The sequence below is a fragment of the Bacillus sp. S2(2019) genome, from assembly GCF_005144805.1.
Taxonomy (GTDB): Bacteria; Bacillota; Bacilli; order Bacillales; family Bacillaceae; genus Bacillus; species Bacillus altitudinis.
The window spans coordinates 113,848-136,787 of the sequence record NZ_SWFL01000003.1; the positions used below are offsets into that span (position 1 = coordinate 113,848).

The following is a 22,940-nucleotide window of genomic DNA, read 5'->3' on the forward strand; positions in this document are numbered from 1 at the left end:
AAAAGCTGAAGTCCATTTTAGGACTTCAGCTTTTTCCATGTTATGAAGCTTGCTTTTGGCGTTCTTCTGAAGCAGAAGAAGTGAATAGAGAGATAACAAATCCAATCACGATTCCGAGTATGGCAGGTACAATCCAGCCAATGCCAAGGTCATATAGCGGCAAGATCGTTTGAAAGAGATCTTTCACAGGACCGATAGGCAGTTTAGCCGCTGCTAAACCGTCAAACAGACTGACGCAGCCAGTTAAAATCAAAGTAAGGACATACACAGGTCTTCTATGACCAAGCCATTTGTCAGCAAGTGATAAAACGATAATCACAATTGCTAACGGGTAAATCGCAGTTAACACAGGTACTGAAAAAGCGATAATATGAGCAAGTCCAAAATTTGAAATGATAAAACTGAATAATGTGACGAGTGTAACGACCATTTTATAAGAAAGTTTAGGTAATAAATTTGAGAAATACTCTCCGCACGATGTCACAAGACCGATACTTGTGGTTAAACAGGCAACCGTAATCGCCGCGCCTAACACAATATTACCTAAACTGCCAAAAAGAAATTGTGAAGACTGAGCCAAGATTTTACTACCATCTCCAACAAAACCAATGGCGTGTGTACTTGAAGCGCCTAAATAAGCAAGTGATAGATAAACAAACGTTAATCCGCAAGCTGCAATTAGGCCAGCTTTGATACAAGCAGATGTGAGTGCTTTTTTACTTGTTACGCCGCGTCCTTTAATGGCGTTGATGACAACAACTCCAAACACAATAGATGCAAGAGCGTCCATGGTTTTATAGCCTTCTAAAAACCCTTTGAAAAATGATCCATTGCTATAGGACACATCAGGTGTGCCAATGACGCCCATCGGTGTCAAAATGGCTTTGACGATAATAATCAAAATGATCGTAAATTTAATCGGTGTTAACACTTTCCCTACACGATCCACAATTTTCGTTGGATTTAGCGCAAGATAATACGTAATACCAAAAAAGGCCAGTGTAAATAAAAAAAGTGAGAGCCAAGCTGGTACACCAGCTAAAAAGGGTAGTGCGCCAATCTCATATGAAACCGTTCCTGTACGAGGAATAGCGAAAAGTGGCCCGATAGATAAATATAAAATGACGGTAAACGCTGTTCCGAAAGCTGGGTGAGCTTTATCAGCTAGTCCTTTCGCATCTCTACCTGTTAAAGCAATCGCAATAATCCCAAGAAGCGGTAAACCGACACCTGTTAATAAAAATCCGCCCATTGCTTTCCACACATTTTGCCCAGCATATTGCCCAAGCTCTGGTGGATAAATCATATTACCGGCGCCGAAGAATAGAGCAAACAGCATAAAACCTATGATAACCGTATCTTTCGTCGACAAAGTTGCCTTCATTGCATTTAAAGCCTCCATTATTATGTTGAAATATTCTGTTAATTAGTTGCTAGGTAACCGTTCATCATTAACAATCATTAATTATAAAGGATGTACGCCTGATGTCAACATGTGTTTTCGTACAAAAGTCATGAATTTTTCTATTTTAGTATATGGAGGACAATAAAAAAACATCCCTTTCACTTTGGAAGAGGATGTTTAAAGGATGATTAGGATGCAAGCTGTTTAGGCGGGCCAGTCAACATAGAGATGAGTACGCCAATCCCTGCGCCGATGATCGCTGGTACAACCCACCCAATGCCTAAATCGTAAAATGGAATGAATGAATCTAAGAAGTTAGGTAAACCCCCTAGATTGAATTTGGCAGCAAGTAAGCCGTCAATAATGGCAAAAAATCCAGTGAAGATCAAGGATACGACATAAATCACTCGTCTGCCGTTAATCCAGCGGTCAAGGAACGATAATAAAATAATGACAATGGCCAGTGGATATATCGCTACGAGTACAGGCACCGATAGAGAAATGATTTGGGCCAGTCCGAGGTTTGCAACGAATGTGCTAAATAAAGAAACAATTAGAACGACGGTACGATAAGAAAGTGCTGGGAAAAGCTTTGAAAAATATTCCCCGCATGACGAGACAAGTCCAACACTTGTTGTGAGACAAGCGAATAAAATGGCTGCGCCAAGAACAATGTTACCAGCAGAACCGAATAAAAAGTTTGCAGAAAGTGAAAGTAGTTTTCCTCCTTCATTTGCTCCGACCATTCCAGTTGCATCAGGGCTTGAAGCACCAACATAAGCAAGTGAGATATACACGAGTGCTAGTCCCGCTGCTGCAACAAGACCAGCTTTTATACAGGCCGATGCAAGTGATTTTCGTTCTGTGATCCCTCTATCTTTCACAGCTGTTACGACCACGATTCCAAAAACGATAGAAGCAAGAGCATCCATTGTTTTATAACCCTCTAAAAACCCAGTAAAGAGAGGGTTTGCTTTATATGTCGCATCAGGCGCACCGATCATTCCCATCGGTGTAGCAATAGCTTTAAACACAATAATGGCAATAACCGCTAATAAGATTGGTGTCAGCACTTTACCAATTCGATCAACCAGCTTTGAAGGGTTTAAAGCAAGAAGATACGTAATGGTGAAAAACACCAGAGTAAAGATGAATAATGGAATCCATGATTCAGCCTGTCCTTCAGAAAGAAATGGAGCTAATCCAATTTCATAAGAAACCGTACCTGTTCGCGGAATGGCGAAAAATGGTCCAATGGATAAATACAGAATCACGGTGAAGATAGTCCCGAATTTAGGGTGTGCTTTATCGGCAAGACCTTTGGCACCGGTACCTGTAAGGGCGACAGCAATAACCCCTAATAGTGGAAGACCTACGCCTGTAAGTAGGAATCCGCCGATGGCAAGCCATACGTTTTCACCAGCATATTGTCCAAGAACAGGCGGGAAAATCATATTTCCTGCGCCGAAGAATAATGCAAAAAGCATTAGTCCAATAGCCAATGTTTCTTTTATACTTAAACTATTTTTCAAAATAGTCCCTCCTCAATCAGTGTATTGTGTCAAATTTAAATATTCTGACAATTTAGGTGTTTATATGACAATTGCACTATGGATGATATAGTGAAAATGAAAAGTTGTCAACTGCCATTTTCAGAAAATTCTCTGTCTGACTTCATTATGGTAACATATAAATGCATTTATTTTTTAAGTTTTTTTGTAAGGAGTTTAAGATATGATTTATCTTGATAATAGTGCCACAACAAAGCCTTATCCAGAGGTTTTACAAGTACATCAGCAAGTGAGTGAGCGTTTTTTTGGGAATCCGTCTTCGCTGCATCAACTTGGAATTGATGCGAGCCGTCTATTAAGTGAAACGCGAAAACAAATCCTTCACTATACAGGCTTTACACAATATGAGATTATTTTTACTTCAGGTGCAACAGAAGCAAATAACATTGCCATCAAAGGGGCTGCTCTTGCCAAGATGAACCGAGGCAGACATATTGTCACAACAGCGATTGAGCATCCATCTGTCATCGAATCGTTTGAACAGCTGAAAACATTATTTGGCTTTGATATTTCCTATATTCAAGTAAATGAGCATGGCCGTGCAGATATGACGCATTTAAAAGAAGTGCTTCGCCCTGATACAGTGCTTGTCAGTCTCATGCATGTAAACAATGAAACAGGCGCGATTCAGCCGATAGAGGAAGCGGCAAGCATCATTCGGACGTATGCCAAAGAGGCGATTTTTCATGTCGACGGCGTACAAGGAATTGGCAAGGTTCCGCTGCCTAAAGAGATGGATATTGATCTTTTAACGATGTCAGGCCACAAGATTCACGGCCTGAAGGGAACAGGTGCCCTCTTTTTAAAGAAAGAGATCGTGCTTGCCCCTTTTATCACAGGAGGAGAGCAAGAACTTGGCCTTCGCTCAGGGACTGAGAACCCTGCTGGAGCTGTCAGCTTAGCAAAAGCCATAAAGCAATCATTTGAACATTTAAACAAGCATCATGACGAGATGATCGCTTTAAAAACGGAGCTAGAGCAGCAGCTTGGAAAGATAGAAGGCGTCGTCATAAACACACCGCTGACGCATAGTGCACCGCACATTGTGAATTTTTCAGTGCCAGGTATTCAAATTGAAGTCCTTCTGCATATGCTCGAAAAAGAAGGCATTTACGTTTCGACAACGTCTGCTTGTTCTGCTAAGAAAAAGGAACCAAGCCGTGTCCTGCTGGCGATGGGAAAATCAGAAGAAGTAGCCAAAAGCAGCATGAGAATCAGTTTGACATATGGACAAGGACCAGAGCTAGCGCCGCAAATCATCACATCGATCGCACAAAGTGTGAAAAAATTAAAAGGAATGAGATAACAACATGAAGTATGACCATATTTTAGTCCGTTTTGGTGAGATTTCAACAAAAGGGAAAAATAGAAAGAAATTTATCGAAAAACTAAGACAGCATATCCGGTTTGTATTAAAAGACTTTGAAGCATTAAAGTATGCATCTGACAGAGACCGCATTACGATCATGCTAAACGGAGAAGACCCTGAACCAATTTCAGAACAGCTTAAAGGTGTATTTGGCATTCAAAGCTTTAGCCTGGCTGTGAAATGTGAGACAAATCTTGATGCCATCAAAGAAGCGGCACTCTCAGCGGTTCAGGAAGTGTATGAACAAGGAAATACATTTAAGGTCTCAACGAAACGCTCTTATAAACAATTTGAGCTTGATTCAAATGAAATGAACCGAGAAATTGGTGGACATGTTTTAAGGAATACAGACAACTTAACCGTTAATGTGAAACAGCCAGATGTTCACTTGCGAATTGAAATAAGAGAACACGCGACGTACATTACATTTAAAGATGTAAAAGGTGCAGGCGGACTGCCAGTTGGTTCAAGCGGAAGAGCAATGCTGATGCTCTCTGGCGGCTTTGACAGCCCAGTGGCCGGCTATCAGGCAATGAAACGAGGCATTCAAATTGAAGCTGTTCATTTCTTTAGCCCACCTTATACAAGTGAACGTGCTAAGCAAAAGGTCATTGATCTAGCGGAATGCTTAGCTGCCTATGGAGGCGAAGTCAAGCTTCACATCGTTCCTTTTACAAAAATCCAAGAGCTCATTCACAAACAAGTACCAGAAAACTATACGATGACTTCAACGAGAAGAATGATGCTCAAAATTGCAGATAAAATAAGAGCCAAGCGTGATGCGCTTGCCATTATTACAGGTGAAAGCCTTGGTCAAGTGGCAAGTCAGACACTTGAAAGCATGTATGCCATTAATCATGTCACAAACACACCGATCATTCGCCCACTGATTGCCGTGGATAAGAATGACATTATCGAAGAAGCGAGACGAATTGGCACATATGAGACAAGCATTCAGCCATTTGAGGATTGCTGCACGATCTTTACGCCGCCATCTCCAAAAACAAAACCAAAACTTGAAAAAGTAGAACGATACGAAAGCTTTGCTGAATTCGAGCCAATGCTTGATGAGGCAGTGGAGCAGATCGAAACAATCGTTGTCACAAATGAAAAGAAAGCAGCTGACAAATTCGCTGATTTATTCTAAATAAAAAATTTCATAATAATTACCATAAAATCAATCGCATGAAGTCATGTGTTTCTACACATTCTATATTCACAAGGAGGTGAGAACACATGGCTCAACAAAACAGACAAAGCAGTTCTAATCAATTAGTCGTTCCAGGCGCTGCACAAGCGATCGACCAAATGAAGTACGAAATCGCTTCAGAATTTGGCGTAAACCTTGGACCGGAAACAACAGCTCGCGCTAACGGATCAGTTGGTGGAGAAATCACTAAGCGTCTTGTATCTTACGCTCAACAACATATGGGTGGCGGATCTTTCTAAGACACACAATTAAAAAGCTATGGCTTATGAGCGGGTTCATTCCCGCTCTTTTCTTTTTGTACATATAAATTGTTAGAATATTTTTAAAAAAGAAGACGAAATGAAAAAATTATGGCATAATACTAGGAGTAGGTCCTAATTCAAGCATTTTTCAGTTATGAGTGTTAGAATAGGTAAATTGAAACATGATTCGTTTCATAGAAAGAGGCTAAAAGGAGCTGTACCATGAAAAGAGAAGACTTAATTGCACCAGAACAATATAACTTAGTCAGTGAGATTGAAGCGTTCAGTCATGACCAGAAGAAAATCGCCCTGCATTGGCAGGACGGGAATGGCCATGAAGCGCATGTGACATATGCAGCATTAGTAGAAGAGGCGAATAAAATTGGTCATGTTCTATTAAATGCAGGCTTTAAAAAAGGCGATAAAATCATTGTGATGGTGCCGCGTATGCTAGAGGCATACAGCATTTATTTAGCCATTTTAAAAACAGGAATGGTTGTAATTCCTTGTTCAGAAATGCTTCGCGCTAAAGATATAGATTACCGAATTGAGCATGCAGAAGCAAAAGGAGCAATTGTTTACGCATCATTCATTCAATCATTCGACGGAACCAATCAGCCAAAAGATTTTAAAACATTCTCGATTGGTGAGAATGATCATGGCTGGACAAATATTGTTGCGCAAAAGGAAGAGCAATCAAGCGAGTTAAAAATGGCAGAAACAACACGTACGGACATGGCGTTTCTATCTTATACATCAGGCACAACAGGTAACCCAAAAGGGGTTGTTCATACACATGGCTGGGCGTATGCACATTTACGTACTGCGGCCAAAGCGTGGCTCTCCATTAATGAAGGGGATAAAGTATGGGCAACAGCAGGACCAGGCTGGCAAAAATGGGTGTGGAGTCCTCTCTTATCTGTTTTAGGAAGCGGAGCAGAAGGTTTTGTTTATGGAGGGAAATTTAATCCGAATACGTACTTAGAGCTGCTTCAAAAAAATGAAATCAATGTTCTATGCTGTACACCAACAGAATATCGTTTTATGGCAAAAGTGGATGACCTCAGTCAGTACGAGCTGCCAACATTGCATAGTGCTGTTTCTGCGGGAGAGCCGCTCAACCGTGAAGTCATCGATACGTTCAAAAAACATTTCGATATCGAAGTGCGAGATGGTTACGGGCAAACAGAAAGCACGCTGCTGGTCGGGGTGCTGAAAGGAATGGACATCAAGCCGGGTAGTATGGGCAAACCAACACCTGGCAATGAAGTAGAGATCATTGATGAGAATGGCCAGATCTGTGCTCCAGGAGAAATAGGTGACATTGCCGTTCATCTTGAAACGCCGGCTTTATTCAAGGAATACTACAAAGATGCAGAGCGTACAAAGGCGCAGCGCCGCGGGGATTACTTTATCACCGGTGACCGTGCGAAAAAAGATGAAGACGGGTATTTTTGGTTTGAAAGCCGCAGGGATGACATCATCGTCAGCTCAGGTTATACAATTGGCCCGTTTGAAGTCGAAGATGCACTGATTAAACACCCAGCAGTGAAAGAATGTGCTGTCGTGGCAAGTCCAGATGAAATCAGAGGATCAATCGTGAAAGCATACGTTGTCCTGCGAGATGCATCTGCACAAAGCGATGAGCTGATTAAAGAACTGCAAACACACGTGAAAAATACAACAGCACCGTACAAATATCCAAGAGAAATCGAATTCATTGACGAGCTACCAAAAACTCCGTCAGCGAAAATTCGACGTGTCGAGCTGAGAGAAAGAGAGCTTGCACGAAAATCATCATGACAGTAGAAACAATAAGCGTCTGGATGGAAAACCATCCAGCGCTTTTTTTATTAGACAAATCAAATATGTAAAATTCGTTCATGATGTTTTATGTTAAAATGTGTAAGGATGACTTGGAAAAGGAGAATGTTCTGAAAATGTCGATTGCGATAATTCATGGGATTGTGCTTGCCTTTGGTCTTATTTTACCTTTGGGCGCACAAAATGTATTTGTATTTCAGCAAGGAGCCCTTCAGCCTCGATTATATCGCGTACTGCCTGTGGTCATTACAGCTGCTCTCTGCGACACACTTTTAATTACTTTAGCTGTCATTGGGGTTTCGGTTGTTGTACTCACCATTCCTATCTTGCAAATAGGTCTTTTTATCATTGGATTTTTCTTTTTACTTTATATGGGGTGGTCAGTTTGGAACACGAGCTCCGCAACAGGTAATCAAGAAAAGATGGACCTGATGCCTGTGAGAAAACAAATCATATTTGCCTGTTCCGTTTCACTTTTAAATCCTCACGCGATTCTCGATACAATAGGAGTGATAGGGACGAACTCTCTTCAATATCATGGAGCGGAAAAGGTGGCATTTACCGCAGCCTGTATCATTGTCTCGTGGTTATGGTTTATGGGTCTTGCCCTTCTCGGGAAAATGTTAGGAAAGCTAGATACAAACGGCAAGTGGATGAACCGGATCAATAAAGCCTCTGCGGTCATGATCTGGCTGGTTGCATTATATATCGCCTATCAGCTTATTGGATAAAGGATACATAGAGCAAAAGAGACGTGATGCATGAAAATGAGTGCTGAACATGTCATGGGAAAAAGCGTTGGATGGAAAACATCTGGCGCTTTTTTGTTGTCTACTGTCTCGGGGCAAGCATCAGTTACACCCCGTTCATTTATCTCAGACATACTGACGATTCAATTACCTGGAGGAAATGATATCAAGTAGGAGATATGCTACATTATTTATAGTGGTTATTTTTGGTAAATAAGCCTCTTATGACATTTTCCATAAAAAGGTATAATTTTTATGGGATTTATTAAAGGAGGCTACATAATGAAAGTAAGGAAGATGCTTGTTGTTTTATTATTCATTTCACTTCTATGCGGACAATATCATGTGGGGAAAGCTGTTAGCATAAAAGAGGATATGCCTTTTGAAAAGATACAAAACAATAAAGTGGCTGAAAGGCTCATAAAAAAAACAAAAAAGAGCCTTCAATTTTTACAGGCAAAAGAAATAGCCTACAAAAAAGGGTATCAATTAAATGGAGAAAGTGTAGCAGTTCATTTGAATGATGCTAAAGCGAATGTTGTTTATTTTTATCTAACAAAGAAGAAAGCAGATAATCAGCTAGTAAGCACAGCATCATTTATTTCAATTTCACTAAGTCAGATAAAGTCCCATTATATTCAACTTGCGGAATACGATGAGCAAGGTAATTTACACTCATATTTCATTCAAAATGGAAAGTTGAAGAATGAGTTTCATATCAATCCAAATGGGGAGTTTTTAAAAGGATCTTTTACCTATGGTGAAAACGGTGCGAAAAAAGATATGATGGAATTAAATAGAAAAATTATGAATGCTGAAGATTCGGAAATTCAAACGAGCTTTAATTGGAACAAATTTTGGAGTTGTTTAAAAAAGAAAAGTGGCCCGAATGAATCTCTTCCGCTTCGTTCAATGGTTCTTGGGGCTTGTTATTATGTTTGTTTAACAGGACCTGTTGGTTGTATAGCATGTACAGTCATTAATGCAGGAATATCGGCTGGGATAGCAGGTTATTGTGTGAAAAAAGTTTGGTGAATTGGAGGTTTTCAAATGGCTCATAAAGAACAGCGTAAAGGGGCAGTGCTTGCTGTCTTTGATACATTGACGTTTGGTGTACCAGTTTTGCTGTGGAATTTATATAAGAATACGAATAAAACATTGAAGCTGATGATCCCGATTATTCCAATAGTAGGTTTCATCACGTATCTTTTAGCATCTCTTTACTAATGTGTTCAAAAATCATTTGCATGAGCGATACGCTCATGCTTTTTTCATTCGATCATTTTTTGAAGATGGTTTGATTTAATAGACGGAGAGCTTGTACGATATCATCCATTTGATTTTGGTCAGAGGAAGAAAGGCTGTCCATGAGCATGGATTCAATTTGTTGAAATGCTTTGTCCATACACTCGCGGCCTTTTTTAGACAGCATAATGACATGTTTTCGCTTGTCATCTTTATCTTCTTGTCTATCAATGAATTGTTTTTCGTGAAGCTTTTTCAATTCTCTGCTGACATTCGGAAGAGACATGTGCTGACAATCGGCGATTTCGCTAGGTGTTAGCGGCTCACTGACGGCTAACTGCTCCAGAATCAAATATTGTAGAGTGGTTAGATCAGATGGTTTGATCTTGCTCATCATAGCATGTTTCAGCTCAGAAAAAGTAGAAGCAAATGTGACAAACTCTTTGAAAAAATGTGGGTTTTTCATCATGTTTCACCTCCTATGTACCATACCAAATTTATTATCAAAAAACAATTATCATTTGACAACTAAAAAAGAGGGGTGTATGCTTTTGGTTATCAAATGATAACTAAAGGAGACAAACCATGAATGTACTCATTATTTATACTCACCCTCATCACAATAGTTTAAATGGTGCTTTTTTTAAAGAAATCCTAAAGGGCAGTGAAGAAAATCCAAACGTTCAAGAAGTGAGAATCATCGATTTATACCAAGACAAATTTGATCCTGTACTTATTTTTAATAAAGAGAAAAAAAGACGTGATATGCATAAGGACCCTGAGATTCAAGAATATCAAGAGAAAATCAAATGGGCAGACAACATCGTGTTTGTTTATCCGATTTGGTGGGGGCGGCCGCCAGCCATGCTGCTTGGCTTTATTGATCGAATGTTTGCAGCAAATTTTGCTTACCGTCAAACAGGCGGGCTGCTTCCAGAAGGCTTGTTAAAAGGAAAGAGGGCTGTATGTGTATCGACAATGCAAGGACCGACCCACTACCCTTTCTTCTTTTTACAGAATGCCCACAAGGTGTTAATGAAACGAGCTCTTTTACAATATGTCGGGATTAAACCGGTGAAGTTCTTTGAATTTGGCATGATGGAAAGTCCGAAAGGGAAGCATGACGTGAAATTAAAACGGATATACAACTACTTTCGGAATATCAGCTCATAAAACCACATTCCTTGAGTCACTTTTCTTCTAATTTGAACCTGTTATGTCTTAAAATGACAGAGAGGGTGAGTGACTCATTCTCTTTATTTGAAAAGGGGGATATGGATGAAGAAAACATTGTTTAAAGATGCGGCTCTTATCACACTTGATCCATCTTTAGGTTTTCTGGAGAAGGGAGATCTATTAATTGAAGGGGCACATATTGTAGAAGTCGGACCTTCGATTGAAGCAAGTGGTGCCGATGTTGTGGATGCGTCTGACATGGTCATCATGCCAGGGCTTGTGGATACCCATCGTCATGTGTGGCAGTCTGTCATACGGGGAATCGGAACAGATTGGTCTTTGCAAACGTATTTGAGCAAAATTTATTATGGCAACTATGGGGCGATGAGACGTCCATCAGATGATCGAATTGCTAATTATTTAGGCGCATTAGAGGCATTAGATGCAGGAGTGACCACGTTTTTCGACTGGACGATGATCAATTCTATGGATCATACAGAAGAACTCATTGGAGGTTTAAAAGATGCGGGTATTCGAGCGGTCTTTGGTTTTGGTACCTCTGGAGATGCAGCGTATTGGGACAGAGAGAGTACGCTCACGAATATGGAAGACGCAGCCCGCGTGAAACAAAAACATTTTCAATCATCGGATCAGCTGTTGACGATGGGACTTGCCATTCGTGGACCTGAATTTTCTTCATGGGAGACGACCGTCTTTGAAATTGAAACAGCGAGATCACTAGATGCATTATGCAGTATGCACATTGGCTTTGGAAATTGGGGAGCAGCGGATCGATCGATTGAGCGGCTTTATCAAGCAGGGCTGCTCGGTCCTGATTTGAATATGGTGCATATCAATGCAATTGATGCAGATCAAATGAAGATGTTAGCTGACAGCGGAAGCTCCATCTCTATTACACCTGAGATTGAAATGATGATGGGACACGGATATCCTGTCACAGGGCTCGCCATTGAAAATGGCGTTCTGCCAACGCTTGGTGTAGATGTGGTGACAGCGACAGGCGGAGATTTATTTACCCAAATGAAATTCGGACTACAGGCGGAGCGGGCGATTCAAAATCAATCTTTATTGATGGAAGGGACGATGCCAGGGCCTGAACTTGGATTGTCTGCACAGCAAATGCTTGAAGCAGCCACCATAAACGGGGCTCGTGCCTTGAAGCTTGGTGACAAAATCGGCTCACTCACACCTGGAAAAGAAGCCGATTTTATCTTGATCGATCGGACAAGCATGAATCTTCTTCCGATGACAGATCCAGCTGGGGCAGTTGTGCAAACGGCACACCCTTCAAATGTTGATTCTGTCTATGTGGCTGGAAAAGCAGTGAAACGAAATGGGAAGCTAGTTGGAGTGAACTTAGAAGAGATCAAACAAAAAGCTTATGCGGCAAGAGATCATATTTTATCGCATCAGTTTGAATCAACGCCATCATAAACAAACAATCCCCATAGGCAGCTGCCTATGGGGATGAGATTACAAGGATTCTTTAATGACTTTTTTGTAATACTGGACAGATAGGAATCCGAAGATAGAATATAGCACCGTATAAATCGACATGACGATGAGCATTGGTGTCCACAGTTCACCGCCGAAGAAAAACCAGCCTGACTGTACTGCAAAGTAGCTGTGAAGCAACCCGACAACGAGCGGAATCCCAAAGTTAAATAGCTGTTTGAGCCGAATACCTTTTAATAGATCCTTCTCAGTAAAACCAAGCTTACGCAAGATCGTGTAAGAGCTTTGTTCTTCTTCACTTTCATTCATCTGCTTAAAGTATAAAATACAGCCTGAAGTGACAAGGAAGCTGAGACCTAAAAATCCGACTATAAACATCATCAGTCCGATGGTTTGTTTTTGTTGCTGAGTGGTAGCCAATTGAGACATGCTGTTGTCACCTAGTTTTAAAGAGGTAAACACATCATTCGCTTGTTCAAGGTTTTGATCATCTTTTATATTGACTGCGTGATATTGATTATTCTCAATCTGAAGTTTAGGGTCTTTCTGCTGGTCAAGCTGCTCAAAGACACTTTGACTGACGACAGCAACAGGTAGACCACCAAACGTAAAGTTGTAAGAAATGAGGTAATCTTTCTTCATATCAATGACCTTTAAATCAAGGGGTTTCTTAATAAGTAGTTTCACATCACCTGAACTTTGAATCGGCATGAATTTCTTCAATAAATCACTGTAGCCGCTTAAGATGACTTCGTTGCTTTTCACATGAATATTTGGTGCGTTTTTTTCACTGATCACAGGTAGAGTTAAGACACCTGGATCATTATTCATATTTTTAATCTCTGAATCCATGATCTTTTTTGCGTCAAACTTCGCTTGAATGACCTTGAACTGCTTTGTTTCATACGCAATATGTTTGTCAGAAAGTGCACGAGTAAAGGTGTTGGCTTCTTTCTCAGATCCCATGACGAAATGTGAAGGGATCTGTTGTTCAGCGGTTTTTTCTGCTGAGTAATAGGAAATGTAGCTTAAAGATAACAACCCGATGGCAAGCGCAGATACCGTTGTAATAATCGTTAAAAGCAGTGCGTTTGATTTTAATCGAAACATAATAGATGACAGAGACAGGACTTCATGAATGGCGAGATAGCCATTTTTTCGTTTACGTACGATATTGGCAATGAACGAAACAGAGCCTTTATAGAAAAGAAAGGTACCGATAATGACAGAGCCAAGAATATAAATCATCGCTAAAAGTAACGCAAACATGGACGTATATGTGCCGGTAAAAAGCTGAGAAGAAATATAATAGCCTGAGCTGATGAATGCAATGCCTAGAACCCCAATGATGATTTCAAACACAGAGATTTTTTTCACACGCTGCTCTGTGGATGACGTGGTTCTAAACAAAGATAAAATCGTCTGTCTATTAATAAACCATCGATTTCTTAACATAATTAATCCATAGATGACGAAAAAGACGATCAGTGTCTGCAAAAGGGCCATGCCTGAAAAATGCAGGTTGGCGATGGCGTTCACGCCGGTTACTTTAAATAGCACCATCAGCATGAGTTTTGAACCGATAAATCCAGCTATGATACCAACAGCCATGGAGACCACGTATAGGATAAAGTTTTCTGCATTGAGTAGTTTGGCAATTTTTTGTTTCGTCATGCCAATGAGCTGCAGGAGACCTATTTCTCTCCCTCTTCGTTTAATAAAAATGCTGTTCGCATATAACAGGAAGATTCCAACAATGGCAATGAGTAGTACTGAAGCGGCTTTAATCGACGCACCGCCCTTAATGGACCCCTTTACATCATCAAGTGCTGGTGAGTACTGCAAGGTGACAAAAGAAAAGTAGAGCGCCACACTAAATACAAGTGCAAACACGTATAAATAGTAATTTTTTAAGTTTTTCTTCAGATTGCGGAAGACGAGCTGATTAATGTTCATGCTTCACACCGCCTAAAACACCTTGCGTTTTCATAATATCCTCGAAAAACATCTTTCTCTCTAATGCGCCTTTATTCAATTGTGTATAGATCTGTCCATCTTTGATAAAAATCACTCGTCTTGAATAACTGGCTGCAACAGGGTCATGCGTCACCATGACAATGGTTGCTTTGCGCTTGTGATTGAATTCTTGCAGCTTGTTCAGTAAGTCAGAAGCAGATTTGGAATCAAGTGCTCCAGTTGGTTCATCAGCAAAGATAAGGCTTGGTTCATGAATAAAGGCACGTACCGCAGATGTCCGTTGCTTTTGTCCACCAGACAATTCATTTGGATATTTGTCTCTTAGTTCATAAATCCCCATATCCTCTGCAAGCTGTTGAAAGCGTTCAAAAGCTTCTTTTTTAGGCGTTTTGGAGATGGATAATGGCAAGAGGATGTTCTCTTTAACCGTGAGTGTATCAAGTAAGTTGTAATCCTGAAAAACAAAGCCAAGCTGTTTCTTTCTAAATTCAGCGAGCTGCTGATCTTTCATTTGCGTCATTTCTGCATCTGCAATCCGAATCGATCCGCTGGACACATGATCAATCGATGACAATACGTTCAAAAGGGTCGTTTTCCCCGAGCCTGATGGCCCCATGATGCTGACAAATTCTCCAGCTTCTATCGTCAAATCAATGCCTTTCAGCACCTCTTGTTTATTGAATTTATTTCCATAGCTTTTATATAACTTGCGAGCTTCTAAAATGTTCATCTGTCGAACCCCTTTTTTATTTAATTGATATCTCTAGTATAAAAAGAAGCCGATCAGACTTCCTGCGATTTGGCGAACAAAACAGACGAGCATGTGACATTGTTGTCACATGCTTGTTTCATATGTCAAAGCCTTATGTAGAATTCAGATTGTTATTCAATTATTTTATCTGTTTTTCGCTATGATGTATCAAATTTCTTGTTTTTTTCTGATGAACCTTTACAGAGTATTTGATTTCATGTAAGATATGCATATCAAATATATGCATAGTATATCTATGTATTAGGGGTGACCATGGATGAAAGTGAGTAAAGAGCTTCTAAAGGGGAGTACTGCTACCCTTATTTTAAGCTTGTTAAATGAAAAGCCGATGTATGGATATGAAATGATTAAGGAATTGGAGTCGAAATCCGAAGGAATTTTTAGCTTTAAAGAGGGGACGATATATCCTATTTTGCACACTTTGGAGGGGAAAGGATTCATTGTGTCTTACTGGGGTGAAGGGAATGGCAATCGAAAAAGGAAGTATTACAAGATTAATGAACAGGGCAAAGTGTTTATGAAGGAAAAGAAGGAAGAATGGACCGTCTTCAAAGGTGCAGTAGATGGCGTTTTGAACGGGGAGAAAGTCGTATGGGATTAGAGAAAAAATTTGAACAATATATCAAAAATGTGTGTAAACGAATCAAAAATAAAGACGTACATTCAAGTATAAAGCTTGAGCTTCGTGATCATTTATACACACTGAAAGAGGAAGCGGTCAGTGCGGGCATGTCAGAAGAAGAGGCGGTAGATCAAGCGCTCGATCAAATTGGAGATGCAGCCATACTCGGAATGCAACTCCATGAAACACACAAAACTCAAGTGGACTTTAAAACGATACTTCTTGTATTAGCTACTTGTTTATTTGGGCTGTTTGTGATGTATTATTTTCAGTTTCATTCTCATTTACTGCATTTTCAAGACACGAATATCTTTTATAAAAGTCTCATTTACTATGTATTTGGTCTTGCGTTGATGCTTGGGCTGTTTGCTTTTGATTATCGGCGCTTTTTACCCTATTCATGGCATTTATACATAGGAACGATTGGAATGCTAATTCTTACAATGATGATTGGGACAAGAGTGAACGGTATTCTCTTTTTAAGCTTAAATAATGGATCGATCAATCTGACTGAAATTTTTCCATTTCTGATGATTATTTCGTTAGCTGGCATTTATCAATCTTGGAATTGGGAGAAAGGTTTCAAGTCCTGGCTAGGGTTAGCGATTGTCACTTTACCCATTATTTTATTACATATAGTCGGATCTCTTTCTGCAACCATCACCTTTATGATCATATGCATAACGATGATGTATGTATCTCATGCAAGAATGAGACAGCTTATTCCGTTTACAGCAGCAGGTATTGTCTATCTCATTGTTCAATTATTTTCTCTGTATCAAGCTGATATGGCCCACTTTTACCAATACTCACTTCATGAATTTAGCTCAAATGGTTTTCAGATAAATCCGTACGCATTGTATGATGTTCACACTGATTGGATGTTGACGTATATCATTTATTCATTCGGATGGTTTGCAGGATTGGCCGTTCTTATGTTGTTTGTGACTTTGATTTATAGAGTAGTTCATACAGCGAAACGAGTTCAATCTGCTTATGGCAAAATATTAATGATTGGTTTGGCAACCACATTTGCAGCAAAATTTATCTTAAGTATTTTCACAAACTTTGGATTATTGCCTATATCAGGAGTTTCCATGCCTTTTATGAGCTATGGGGGATCTCATATTCTTCTAGAAATGATGTCAGTCGGGCTGCTAATGAGTATTTATAGAAGGAAACAGCTAGGAGAAATGTGCCGTGAAGTAGCGTGATATGGCTGTATAAAATCACCCAATCTCTTCAATGCGTCGTTGGATGAAGAGATTGGGTTTCTTGAACTGCATGTTCACATGCTCGCAATATGGACAAAATCATTCTTTTTCGGAAAAATAAAGGTGAATGTTGTCCCTTGATCTAACGTGGAGTTGACCTCGATCGTGATATGAAGAGCGTCAGCTCCCTTTTTTGTTAAATAGAGCCCCATGCCTGTGGAGGCCGCGTCATTGTGATGTCTTGTGGAGGTAAAGCCTTTTTCAAAAATACGGGACACGTCTCTTGGGTCAATTCCTCTGCCTTGATCTGTGATGGTGAGCACCACTTGTTCGTTCATTTGTTTGCTTTCGATGATAATGTCAGATGATTGGCTGTACTTGACGGCGTTTGTCAGCACTTGTCTGATCATAAAGGATAACCATTTTGTATCACTTAATACATCTCGCTCTTCTAATAAAAGGTCAAAGCCAATTCCTTTTTGCATACACCACGATTGGAGCGCTTTGATTTCTTTCGTTAGCATGTTTTGGAGATCCAGTTTTTCAATAAATAAATCATTTTCAATATGTTGGATCCTGCTTTGATGCAGCTGTGCATCAAGGAGTAAATGTATTCTAAGCCATTCATATGTCATATTTGATTTGAGCGGCTGTTCTGTTATGCGGTCAATCATTAAGTGCATCGCCGTGAGCGGCGTTTTCACCTCATGTATCCATGAGAGTAGTTCATCTTTTTCTTCTTCCAGCGCAGTCTTTTGCTTAGCCGTCATCTGGCGGTATCGGTCGATTTGCTCTGACGTTGCCTCCTGTACAATTTGTTCAAAGGGGGAAGAGGGTTTGAGACGTATTTGATGGTCTATATTTTCGTCCCATGCTTTCAGTTGCATGTAATAAGCAGTTTCTTTCCCGTAACGAAAAAAAAGAAAAACAATGAAGAGTAATGTAGACAAAAGCACGATATAAAAAAGAGAAGCGAGTGGAATCGTTGTATCCAAATATGCAACAAAGAGAATGAGAAGCTGCAAACTAAGAAAGAACAAGATCCAGCTTCTTCGTTCTTTTAGAAATGCTTGCAGCATCATTGATCATCCTTTTCTTTTGCAAGATAACCTTGACCCACTTTTGTTTCAATGAAGGTGCCAAGGGAGATTTCGTCTAGTTTTTTTCTAAGGCGGTTGACGTTTACAGTGAGTGTATTGTCACTCACGAATCGTTCATCGTCCCATAAAGCTTGGATGAGAGATTCCCTTTTGACGATATGATTTTTATGCTGAATCAATTCTTTGAGAATAAAAAACTCATTTTTTGTTAATTCAATCTCACCGTTTTCATTTGTCACTGTATTATTTTCAAGATCAAGGGTAGCGCCGCACCAGACTTTTAGGTTGGCTGGTTCCGCATTATAATCATGGACTCGGCGAAGAACAGCACTTACTTTGGCGATGAGAACGTCAAAGTGAAAGGGCTTTTGTACAAAATCATCAGCTCCAAGCTGCATCGACATGACCATATCAGCAGGATGATCACGAGAGGAAAGAAAGATAATGGGCACATTAGAATGATGCCGAATCATCCGGCACCAATGAAAGCCATCGTACTTTGGTAGCTGAATATCAATAATGACTAAATCAGGCTGGATGGAAGTGAACTCCTGCATGACCTGTTGAAAATTGTTGATCCCATACACATCATAAGACCAGTTGACTAAACGTTCTTTGATTTCTTGGAAGAGGGTTGTATCATCCTCAATCAGCAAAATTTTAAACAAAACGAGCACCACACTTTTTGAATTACTTGTACATCATTGTAGCGGAAAACAGGCACTCCCGCTAGAAGCAGACAGCAAAAAAAGCAAGGGAAGAGATCCCTTGCTTCGGTTTATTTACCTAAAAAGTGCTTTTTAAAGAATGATAATTGATATTCAAGTGTGAGTGGGTCATTAAAGTAAAACTCTTCCGCATTTGCTTCATACACACGATGTTTTTTCACAGCAGGAATGGACTTATAGATTTTACTGTTTTGATAGGAATTGTCCATCTCGCTGTTTTTGCTAATGATCATATAGTCTCCGGCAAATTCAGGGATGACCTCTTGTGACACCGCATAATAACCAGCTTTTAATGCTTTTTCTTTTACTTTTTCCGGCATTTTTAGTTTCATTGCTTGGTAGAGGATTTCTGTTCCGCGTCCCCATGCATCTCCAAAGACGTAAAGATCTTTTGTGCCGCTTTCAAAGACAGATACGGTTGCATCTTCACCGATTTTTGCTTTGATTTCTTTGCCAGCTTCAGCTGCGCGCTTTTTGAAATCCTTGACCCATGCTTCTGCTTCTTTTTCTTTGTTTAAGACTTTTCCAATTTCAATATGCTGCTGAAGGTAATCGACTTTGTTATACGTGAATAAAACGGTAGGGGCGATTTTTTTCAGTTTTTCTACATTTTTTGCACCGCTTAAACCGATGATGACATCAGGCTTTAGCTTCATGATTTTTTCTACATTTTCATCGGATACTTCTTCCACATTTTTTAATTTCTTTTTGAAACGTGGATTCTTTTTTGACCATGAGTCAACACCCACAAGGTTCACACCAAGTGACAAGACATTTCCTGTATAAGAGGCGAGAACAACAACACGTTTTGGATTTGCTGGCAGCTTTACAGGTCCATTTTCAGATTGATATGTAATCGTGTCCGATGACGTTGATTGATTTTTTCCTTTATTTGAGGAAGAGTTGCTGCTATTGCCACATGCGCTCAACGCAAGTACGAAGATGAGCATCAGAGGGAACAATATTTTCTTCATGAATGTAGACTCCTTTGAAATCGGCACATCAGCCGTGTATTTGGTTGTATGAGTGATAATGATAATTATTATCACTCAAGTATCATACCATAGAAGTGAGGTTTGTTGTCAATGATATTTTAGCAGTGGATAGAGGAATAATGATAGAAAGAAAAAAAGATCAAGGCAGTGGTATGACCTGATCTTTTTTCTTATTTAAACCAGCCTTTTTCTTTGGAACGAGTGATGGCTTCAATTCGGTTTTTGACTTCTAGTTTATCTAAAATAACGGATATGTAGTTTCGGACAGTGCCGCTTTTAATGCTGAGTTCCTTGGCGATTTCTTTTGTGTTTTTTCCGTCTGCGACGAGTTCTAGAACCGACTTTTCTCGTTCAGTTAAAGGATTTTCGTCGCTGTACAAGTCTTCCATTAATTCAGGGGCGTACACCTTTTTCCCTTTCATCACGCTTCGGATGGCACTTGCCAAATCCTCGCTTGGGCTGTCCTTCAGCATGTAGCCGCTAACGCCAGCTTTCAGTGCTCTTTGAAAATAGCCAGAACGAGCAAAGGTTGTTAAAATGATGATCTTCACATCAGACTTTTTAAGTTCTTCAGCGGCATCGAGCCCAGATTTCCCGGGCATTTCAATATCCATTAAACAAATGTCGACCGGGTGTTTTTTAGCAAAATCTATGGCATCCTGGCCGTTTGTACCTTTTCCAACAACCGTCATATCGTCTTCTAAATCGAGAAGCGATCCAAGAGCACCGAGCAGCATTTGCTGATCCTCTGCGATAAAGATGTTAATCATTTTATTTCCTCCTTATCTTTCGCTGCTGAATCATTTGGAATGCTCATGATCAGCTTCGTCCCGTCTTTTGTTTCAATGTGCAGGCGTCCATTTGCAAATTCCAATCTTTCTCTAATCCCTAAAAGGCCATGTCCCTTCGTTTGAGAGGATGGATCACCGCCTTTAAATGTGCCGTTATCCTCAACTGTAATGACAACTTCCTTTGACTTTTGATGAATGGTGATTTGACAGACAGTGGCGTCGCTATGTTTGACGACATTCGTTACGGCTTCTTTGATGCACATGCTCACAATGTTTTCGTTCAGAAGAGAGATGTGTTTCGGCGCTTCCTTTTCATCATAAATCATGTCAATATCGGCGGCTTCAAGGATTTGCTTGATATTCAATATTTCATCTTTGATCCGAATGCCTTTCATGGAAGAAACAATTTTCCGCACTTCATTAAGAGACGTTCTAGCTGTCTGTTGGACGCTTTTTAATTCGGCGCGTGCCTGTTCAGGGTCTTTATACACGAGTTTACGGGCAAGGTCACTCTTTAAACCGATAAGAGAGAGTTTTTGTCCAAGTGTATCATGCAGGTCACGAGCAATGCGCTGTCTCTCTTCAATTTTGACAAGATCGGCGATCCGCTCATTGGCATATTCTAATTTCTCTTCTAGCCGTTCACGTTCCTTCCTGCTTCGAATGCTAAGAGGGAGGAGGATGGCGCTGATCAGTGTAATCACGACAAACGGAATTTGTGTGAGAAACCATCCCTTTTTTAAAATCAAGCTAAAGTTCACTGCTACGGCGGCGCTCCCTAGATGAATATAGTATAAGATATAGAAAGGGACTTTTCTTTTGATATGCCCGTTGAAATAGGCGATACAAAAAGCAAAATAAATGTAGCTATAGAGCATCACATAACCAGTCGAAATGGCGATTAATAGAAGGCCGAATACATATAACGACCAGCCCTTTGAGACAAAGGCAAAACGGTAGACCGCAAAAAAAACGACGTTTAAAATAATGCCGATCACAATGCCTAAAGTCGAAGGGGTCTTAAAGATAAAATAAAAGGGCAGGATGAAAAAAATCGCCCAAATATATGGGGAAATCCCATGCAGTTTTTGAATTTTCAGTTGTTTTTTCATCCGTGATTCACCTTTTTCATTTTTTCAGTCTTTTTCACTACTTTATCAAATTGAACAGATGAGCGCATCCTGCAAATACAACAAGCTCCTTCTATTGTAAGAAAGAGCTTGCACCAATTATGCATTTTTCTTCAGAATGTCTCCTTTAATGACAGGTGCGGGCATCTTTTTAGATTGCCGTGCTTCTTTAAAGGTAATGAATGCTTTCGTTTCTTCATCCCAAAGTCTAAATTTCATTGATTCGATACTTGTTTTTAACGTGATGGTTGGCACATTTTGAAGCGGCTCACTGTGCTCATGGGCATGTTCTAAATGATAATTCGGTACCCTCGGACTTAAATGATGAACATGGTGATAGCCGATATTGCCTGTTAACCATTGAAGAAGTTTTGGCAATTTGTAAAAAGAACTGCCTTCTACAGCTGCCTGCACATAATTCCAATGTTCATCTGCTTCAAAGTAAGAATCTTCAAATGTATGCTGCACATAAAACAGCCATACGCCGATTGATCCTGAGATCAGGAAGATTGGACCTTGGACAAGCAGGAACTCCTGCCAGCCAAAAAGAAGACACGTTGCAGTTGCTAGCGCAATGATGCTCACGTTTGTGAAATACGTGTTCCAGCGCTCTTTTTTACGAGCATTTTTGACGTTGAAACGGTTTTTTAAGAGAAAAACAAAGATCGGTCCTAAAATAAACATCACAAAAGGATTACGGTAAAATCTGTAGCGAAATTTCGTCCAAGCTGATGCTTCTTGATATTCTTTGACTGTCAGGAGCCAAATGTCGCCAGTACCTCGTTTGTCTAGATTACTGCTTGTGGCATGGTGAATTGAATGATCTCTTTGCCATTGAAGATAAGGGAAAAGGGTGAGTACGCCCGTTACAAAACCGAACAGGTGATTCAGCGGCTTCTGTTTAAAAAAGGATTGATGGCAGCAGTCGTGAAAAATAATAAAGACGCGCACTAAAAATCCAGCTGCAATAACCGCAAAGAAGAGGGTTAAAAGGTAGGAGATGTTCAGGCTATAATAGGCAAGAAACCAAAGCCCCAAAAATGGAATGAATGTATTAAAGAGTTGAATGATACTTTTTTTCGAATTAGCACCAGAGAATTGGCCAACTTGTTTTCTTAAAGTGGCTTGCTGCTGTGTGTTGGTTGAAGTCGTCATGAACGTTCAAGTCCTTTCCGTTTCTTTCTACTTCAAAGTATAGAAGGAAAGGTGTCATGCTCATAGTAGCACCCATCATGTATTCAATATGATATTTGTCATGTTGGACGCGGGAAAGGCTGATGGTTCAAGGGTTGTAAGCTTATTTTATTTTAAATAAAAAAAGTAAAGGCGCTTAGCCTTCACTTT

Annotated in this window: 22 protein-coding genes; 11 read left to right on the forward strand and 11 right to left on the reverse strand. The window is 40.1% G+C overall.

Features of this window, described 5'->3' with window-relative positions; genetic code table 11:
• Nucleotides 1-40: 40 nt before the first annotated feature.
• Together brnQ (FBF75_RS10745) and brnQ (FBF75_RS10750) are read right to left on the reverse strand one after the other, a co-directional pair.
• Nucleotides 41-1,384, reverse strand: coding sequence for a branched-chain amino acid transport system II carrier protein (gene brnQ / locus FBF75_RS10745; RefSeq protein WP_017367859.1), 1,344 nt, complete (start codon nucleotides 1,382-1,384; stop codon nucleotides 41-43).
• 209 nt (nucleotides 1,385-1,593) lie between these two features.
• Nucleotides 1,594-2,937, reverse strand: coding sequence for a branched-chain amino acid transport system II carrier protein (gene brnQ, locus FBF75_RS10750; protein WP_017358298.1), 1,344 nt, complete (start codon nucleotides 2,935-2,937; stop codon nucleotides 1,594-1,596).
• Between the two features lie 202 nt (nucleotides 2,938-3,139).
• Between brnQ (FBF75_RS10750) and FBF75_RS10755 the strand changes: the two genes are divergently transcribed.
• From FBF75_RS10755 to FBF75_RS19665, 7 genes are all read left to right on the forward strand, one after another.
• Nucleotides 3,140-4,282, forward strand: a complete 1,143-nt coding sequence (locus tag FBF75_RS10755) for a cysteine desulfurase family protein (protein WP_017358297.1) — start codon at nucleotides 3,140-3,142, stop codon at nucleotides 4,280-4,282.
• A gap of 4 nt (nucleotides 4,283-4,286) precedes the next feature.
• Nucleotides 4,287-5,492: a tRNA uracil 4-sulfurtransferase ThiI gene (gene thiI, locus FBF75_RS10760; protein ID WP_007501769.1), complete on the forward strand. Its 1,206-nt coding sequence runs from the start codon at nucleotides 4,287-4,289 to the stop codon at nucleotides 5,490-5,492.
• A gap of 89 nt (nucleotides 5,493-5,581) precedes the next feature.
• Nucleotides 5,582-5,794: an alpha/beta-type small acid-soluble spore protein gene (locus FBF75_RS10765; protein WP_003216385.1), complete on the forward strand. Its 213-nt coding sequence runs from the start codon at nucleotides 5,582-5,584 to the stop codon at nucleotides 5,792-5,794.
• A gap of 225 nt (nucleotides 5,795-6,019) precedes the next feature.
• Entirely contained in the window at nucleotides 6,020-7,600 is a 1,581-nt protein-coding gene (gene mbcS, locus FBF75_RS10770) for an acyl-CoA synthetase MbcS (protein ID WP_136944733.1), read from the forward strand.
• Nucleotides 7,601-7,737: 137 nt separating this feature from the next.
• Nucleotides 7,738-8,352 carry a LysE/ArgO family amino acid transporter gene (locus FBF75_RS10775; RefSeq protein WP_039964110.1) on the forward strand — a complete coding sequence of 205 codons (615 nt, stop codon included), beginning with the start codon at nucleotides 7,738-7,740 and terminating at the stop codon, nucleotides 8,350-8,352.
• A gap of 300 nt (nucleotides 8,353-8,652) precedes the next feature.
• Nucleotides 8,653-9,405: a hypothetical protein gene (locus FBF75_RS10785; protein WP_136944734.1), complete on the forward strand. Its 753-nt coding sequence runs from the start codon at nucleotides 8,653-8,655 to the stop codon at nucleotides 9,403-9,405.
• A 15-nt stretch (nucleotides 9,406-9,420) separates the two neighbouring features.
• Nucleotides 9,421-9,597, forward strand: a complete 177-nt coding sequence (locus FBF75_RS19665) for a hypothetical protein (RefSeq protein WP_008356320.1) — start codon at nucleotides 9,421-9,423, stop codon at nucleotides 9,595-9,597.
• Nucleotides 9,598-9,649: 52 nt separating this feature from the next.
• Here FBF75_RS19665 and FBF75_RS10790 read toward each other — a convergent pair whose 3' ends face one another.
• Nucleotides 9,650-10,084, reverse strand: a complete 435-nt coding sequence (locus tag FBF75_RS10790; RefSeq protein WP_223255648.1) for a MarR family winged helix-turn-helix transcriptional regulator — start codon at nucleotides 10,082-10,084, stop codon at nucleotides 9,650-9,652.
• A 116-nt stretch (nucleotides 10,085-10,200) separates the two neighbouring features.
• On the opposite strand from FBF75_RS10790, the gene FBF75_RS10795 reads away from it, so the two are divergent.
• Both FBF75_RS10795 and FBF75_RS10800 read left to right on the forward strand, forming a co-directional pair.
• On the forward strand, nucleotides 10,201-10,788 hold the full coding sequence (locus FBF75_RS10795; protein ID WP_048002746.1) for an NAD(P)H-dependent oxidoreductase: 588 nt from the start codon (nucleotides 10,201-10,203) through the stop codon (nucleotides 10,786-10,788).
• A 105-nt stretch (nucleotides 10,789-10,893) separates the two neighbouring features.
• Nucleotides 10,894-12,246 carry an amidohydrolase family protein gene (locus tag FBF75_RS10800; protein ID WP_136944735.1) on the forward strand — a complete coding sequence of 451 codons (1,353 nt, stop codon included), beginning with the start codon at nucleotides 10,894-10,896 and terminating at the stop codon, nucleotides 12,244-12,246.
• A 39-nt stretch (nucleotides 12,247-12,285) separates the two neighbouring features.
• Here FBF75_RS10800 and FBF75_RS10805 read toward each other — a convergent pair whose 3' ends face one another.
• A complete protein-coding gene (locus FBF75_RS10805) occupies nucleotides 12,286-14,223 on the reverse strand; it encodes an ABC transporter permease (RefSeq protein WP_136944736.1) in 1,938 nt (645 codons plus the stop codon).
• A complete protein-coding gene (locus tag FBF75_RS10810) occupies nucleotides 14,213-14,974 on the reverse strand; it encodes an ABC transporter ATP-binding protein (RefSeq protein ID WP_007501759.1) in 762 nt (253 codons plus the stop codon). Before FBF75_RS10810 ends, FBF75_RS10805 begins: the two co-directional genes overlap by 11 nt.
• Nucleotides 14,975-15,272: 298 nt before the next feature.
• Here FBF75_RS10810 and FBF75_RS10815 point away from each other — a divergent pair, with 298 nt between their 5' ends.
• Together FBF75_RS10815 and FBF75_RS10820 are read left to right on the forward strand one after the other, a co-directional pair.
• Entirely contained in the window at nucleotides 15,273-15,617 is a 345-nt protein-coding gene (locus tag FBF75_RS10815; RefSeq protein WP_136944737.1) for a PadR family transcriptional regulator, read from the forward strand.
• Nucleotides 15,608-16,852, forward strand: coding sequence for an FtsW/RodA/SpoVE family cell cycle protein (locus FBF75_RS10820; protein ID WP_136944738.1), 1,245 nt, complete (start codon nucleotides 15,608-15,610; stop codon nucleotides 16,850-16,852). Before FBF75_RS10815 ends, FBF75_RS10820 begins: the two co-directional genes overlap by 10 nt.
• A 74-nt stretch (nucleotides 16,853-16,926) precedes the next feature.
• Here FBF75_RS10820 and FBF75_RS10825 read toward each other — a convergent pair whose 3' ends face one another.
• From FBF75_RS10825 to desA, 6 genes are all read right to left on the reverse strand, one after another.
• Nucleotides 16,927-17,931 carry a sensor histidine kinase gene (locus FBF75_RS10825; protein ID WP_136944739.1) on the reverse strand — a complete coding sequence of 335 codons (1,005 nt, stop codon included), beginning with the start codon at nucleotides 17,929-17,931 and terminating at the stop codon, nucleotides 16,927-16,929.
• The gene (locus FBF75_RS10830) at nucleotides 17,931-18,620 is read right to left on the reverse strand and encodes a response regulator transcription factor (RefSeq protein ID WP_017358287.1); all 690 of its coding nucleotides are present in this window, start codon (nucleotides 18,618-18,620) and stop codon (nucleotides 17,931-17,933) included. The genes FBF75_RS10825 and FBF75_RS10830 overlap by 1 nt, the downstream gene beginning before the upstream one ends.
• A gap of 110 nt (nucleotides 18,621-18,730) precedes the next feature.
• Entirely contained in the window at nucleotides 18,731-19,654 is a 924-nt protein-coding gene (locus tag FBF75_RS10835; protein ID WP_136944740.1) for an iron-hydroxamate ABC transporter substrate-binding protein, read from the reverse strand.
• Between the two features lie 191 nt (nucleotides 19,655-19,845).
• Nucleotides 19,846-20,445, reverse strand: coding sequence for a response regulator transcription factor (locus FBF75_RS10840; protein ID WP_035391139.1), 600 nt, complete (start codon nucleotides 20,443-20,445; stop codon nucleotides 19,846-19,848).
• Entirely contained in the window at nucleotides 20,442-21,578 is a 1,137-nt protein-coding gene (locus FBF75_RS10845; protein ID WP_136944741.1) for a sensor histidine kinase, read from the reverse strand. The genes FBF75_RS10840 and FBF75_RS10845 overlap by 4 nt, the downstream gene beginning before the upstream one ends.
• A gap of 117 nt (nucleotides 21,579-21,695) precedes the next feature.
• Nucleotides 21,696-22,751 (reverse strand): Delta(5) desaturase DesA, encoded by a 1,056-nt coding sequence (gene desA / locus FBF75_RS10850; protein ID WP_136944742.1) that lies wholly within the window; start codon nucleotides 22,749-22,751, stop codon nucleotides 21,696-21,698.
• Between the last annotated feature and the right edge of the window lie 189 nt (nucleotides 22,752-22,940).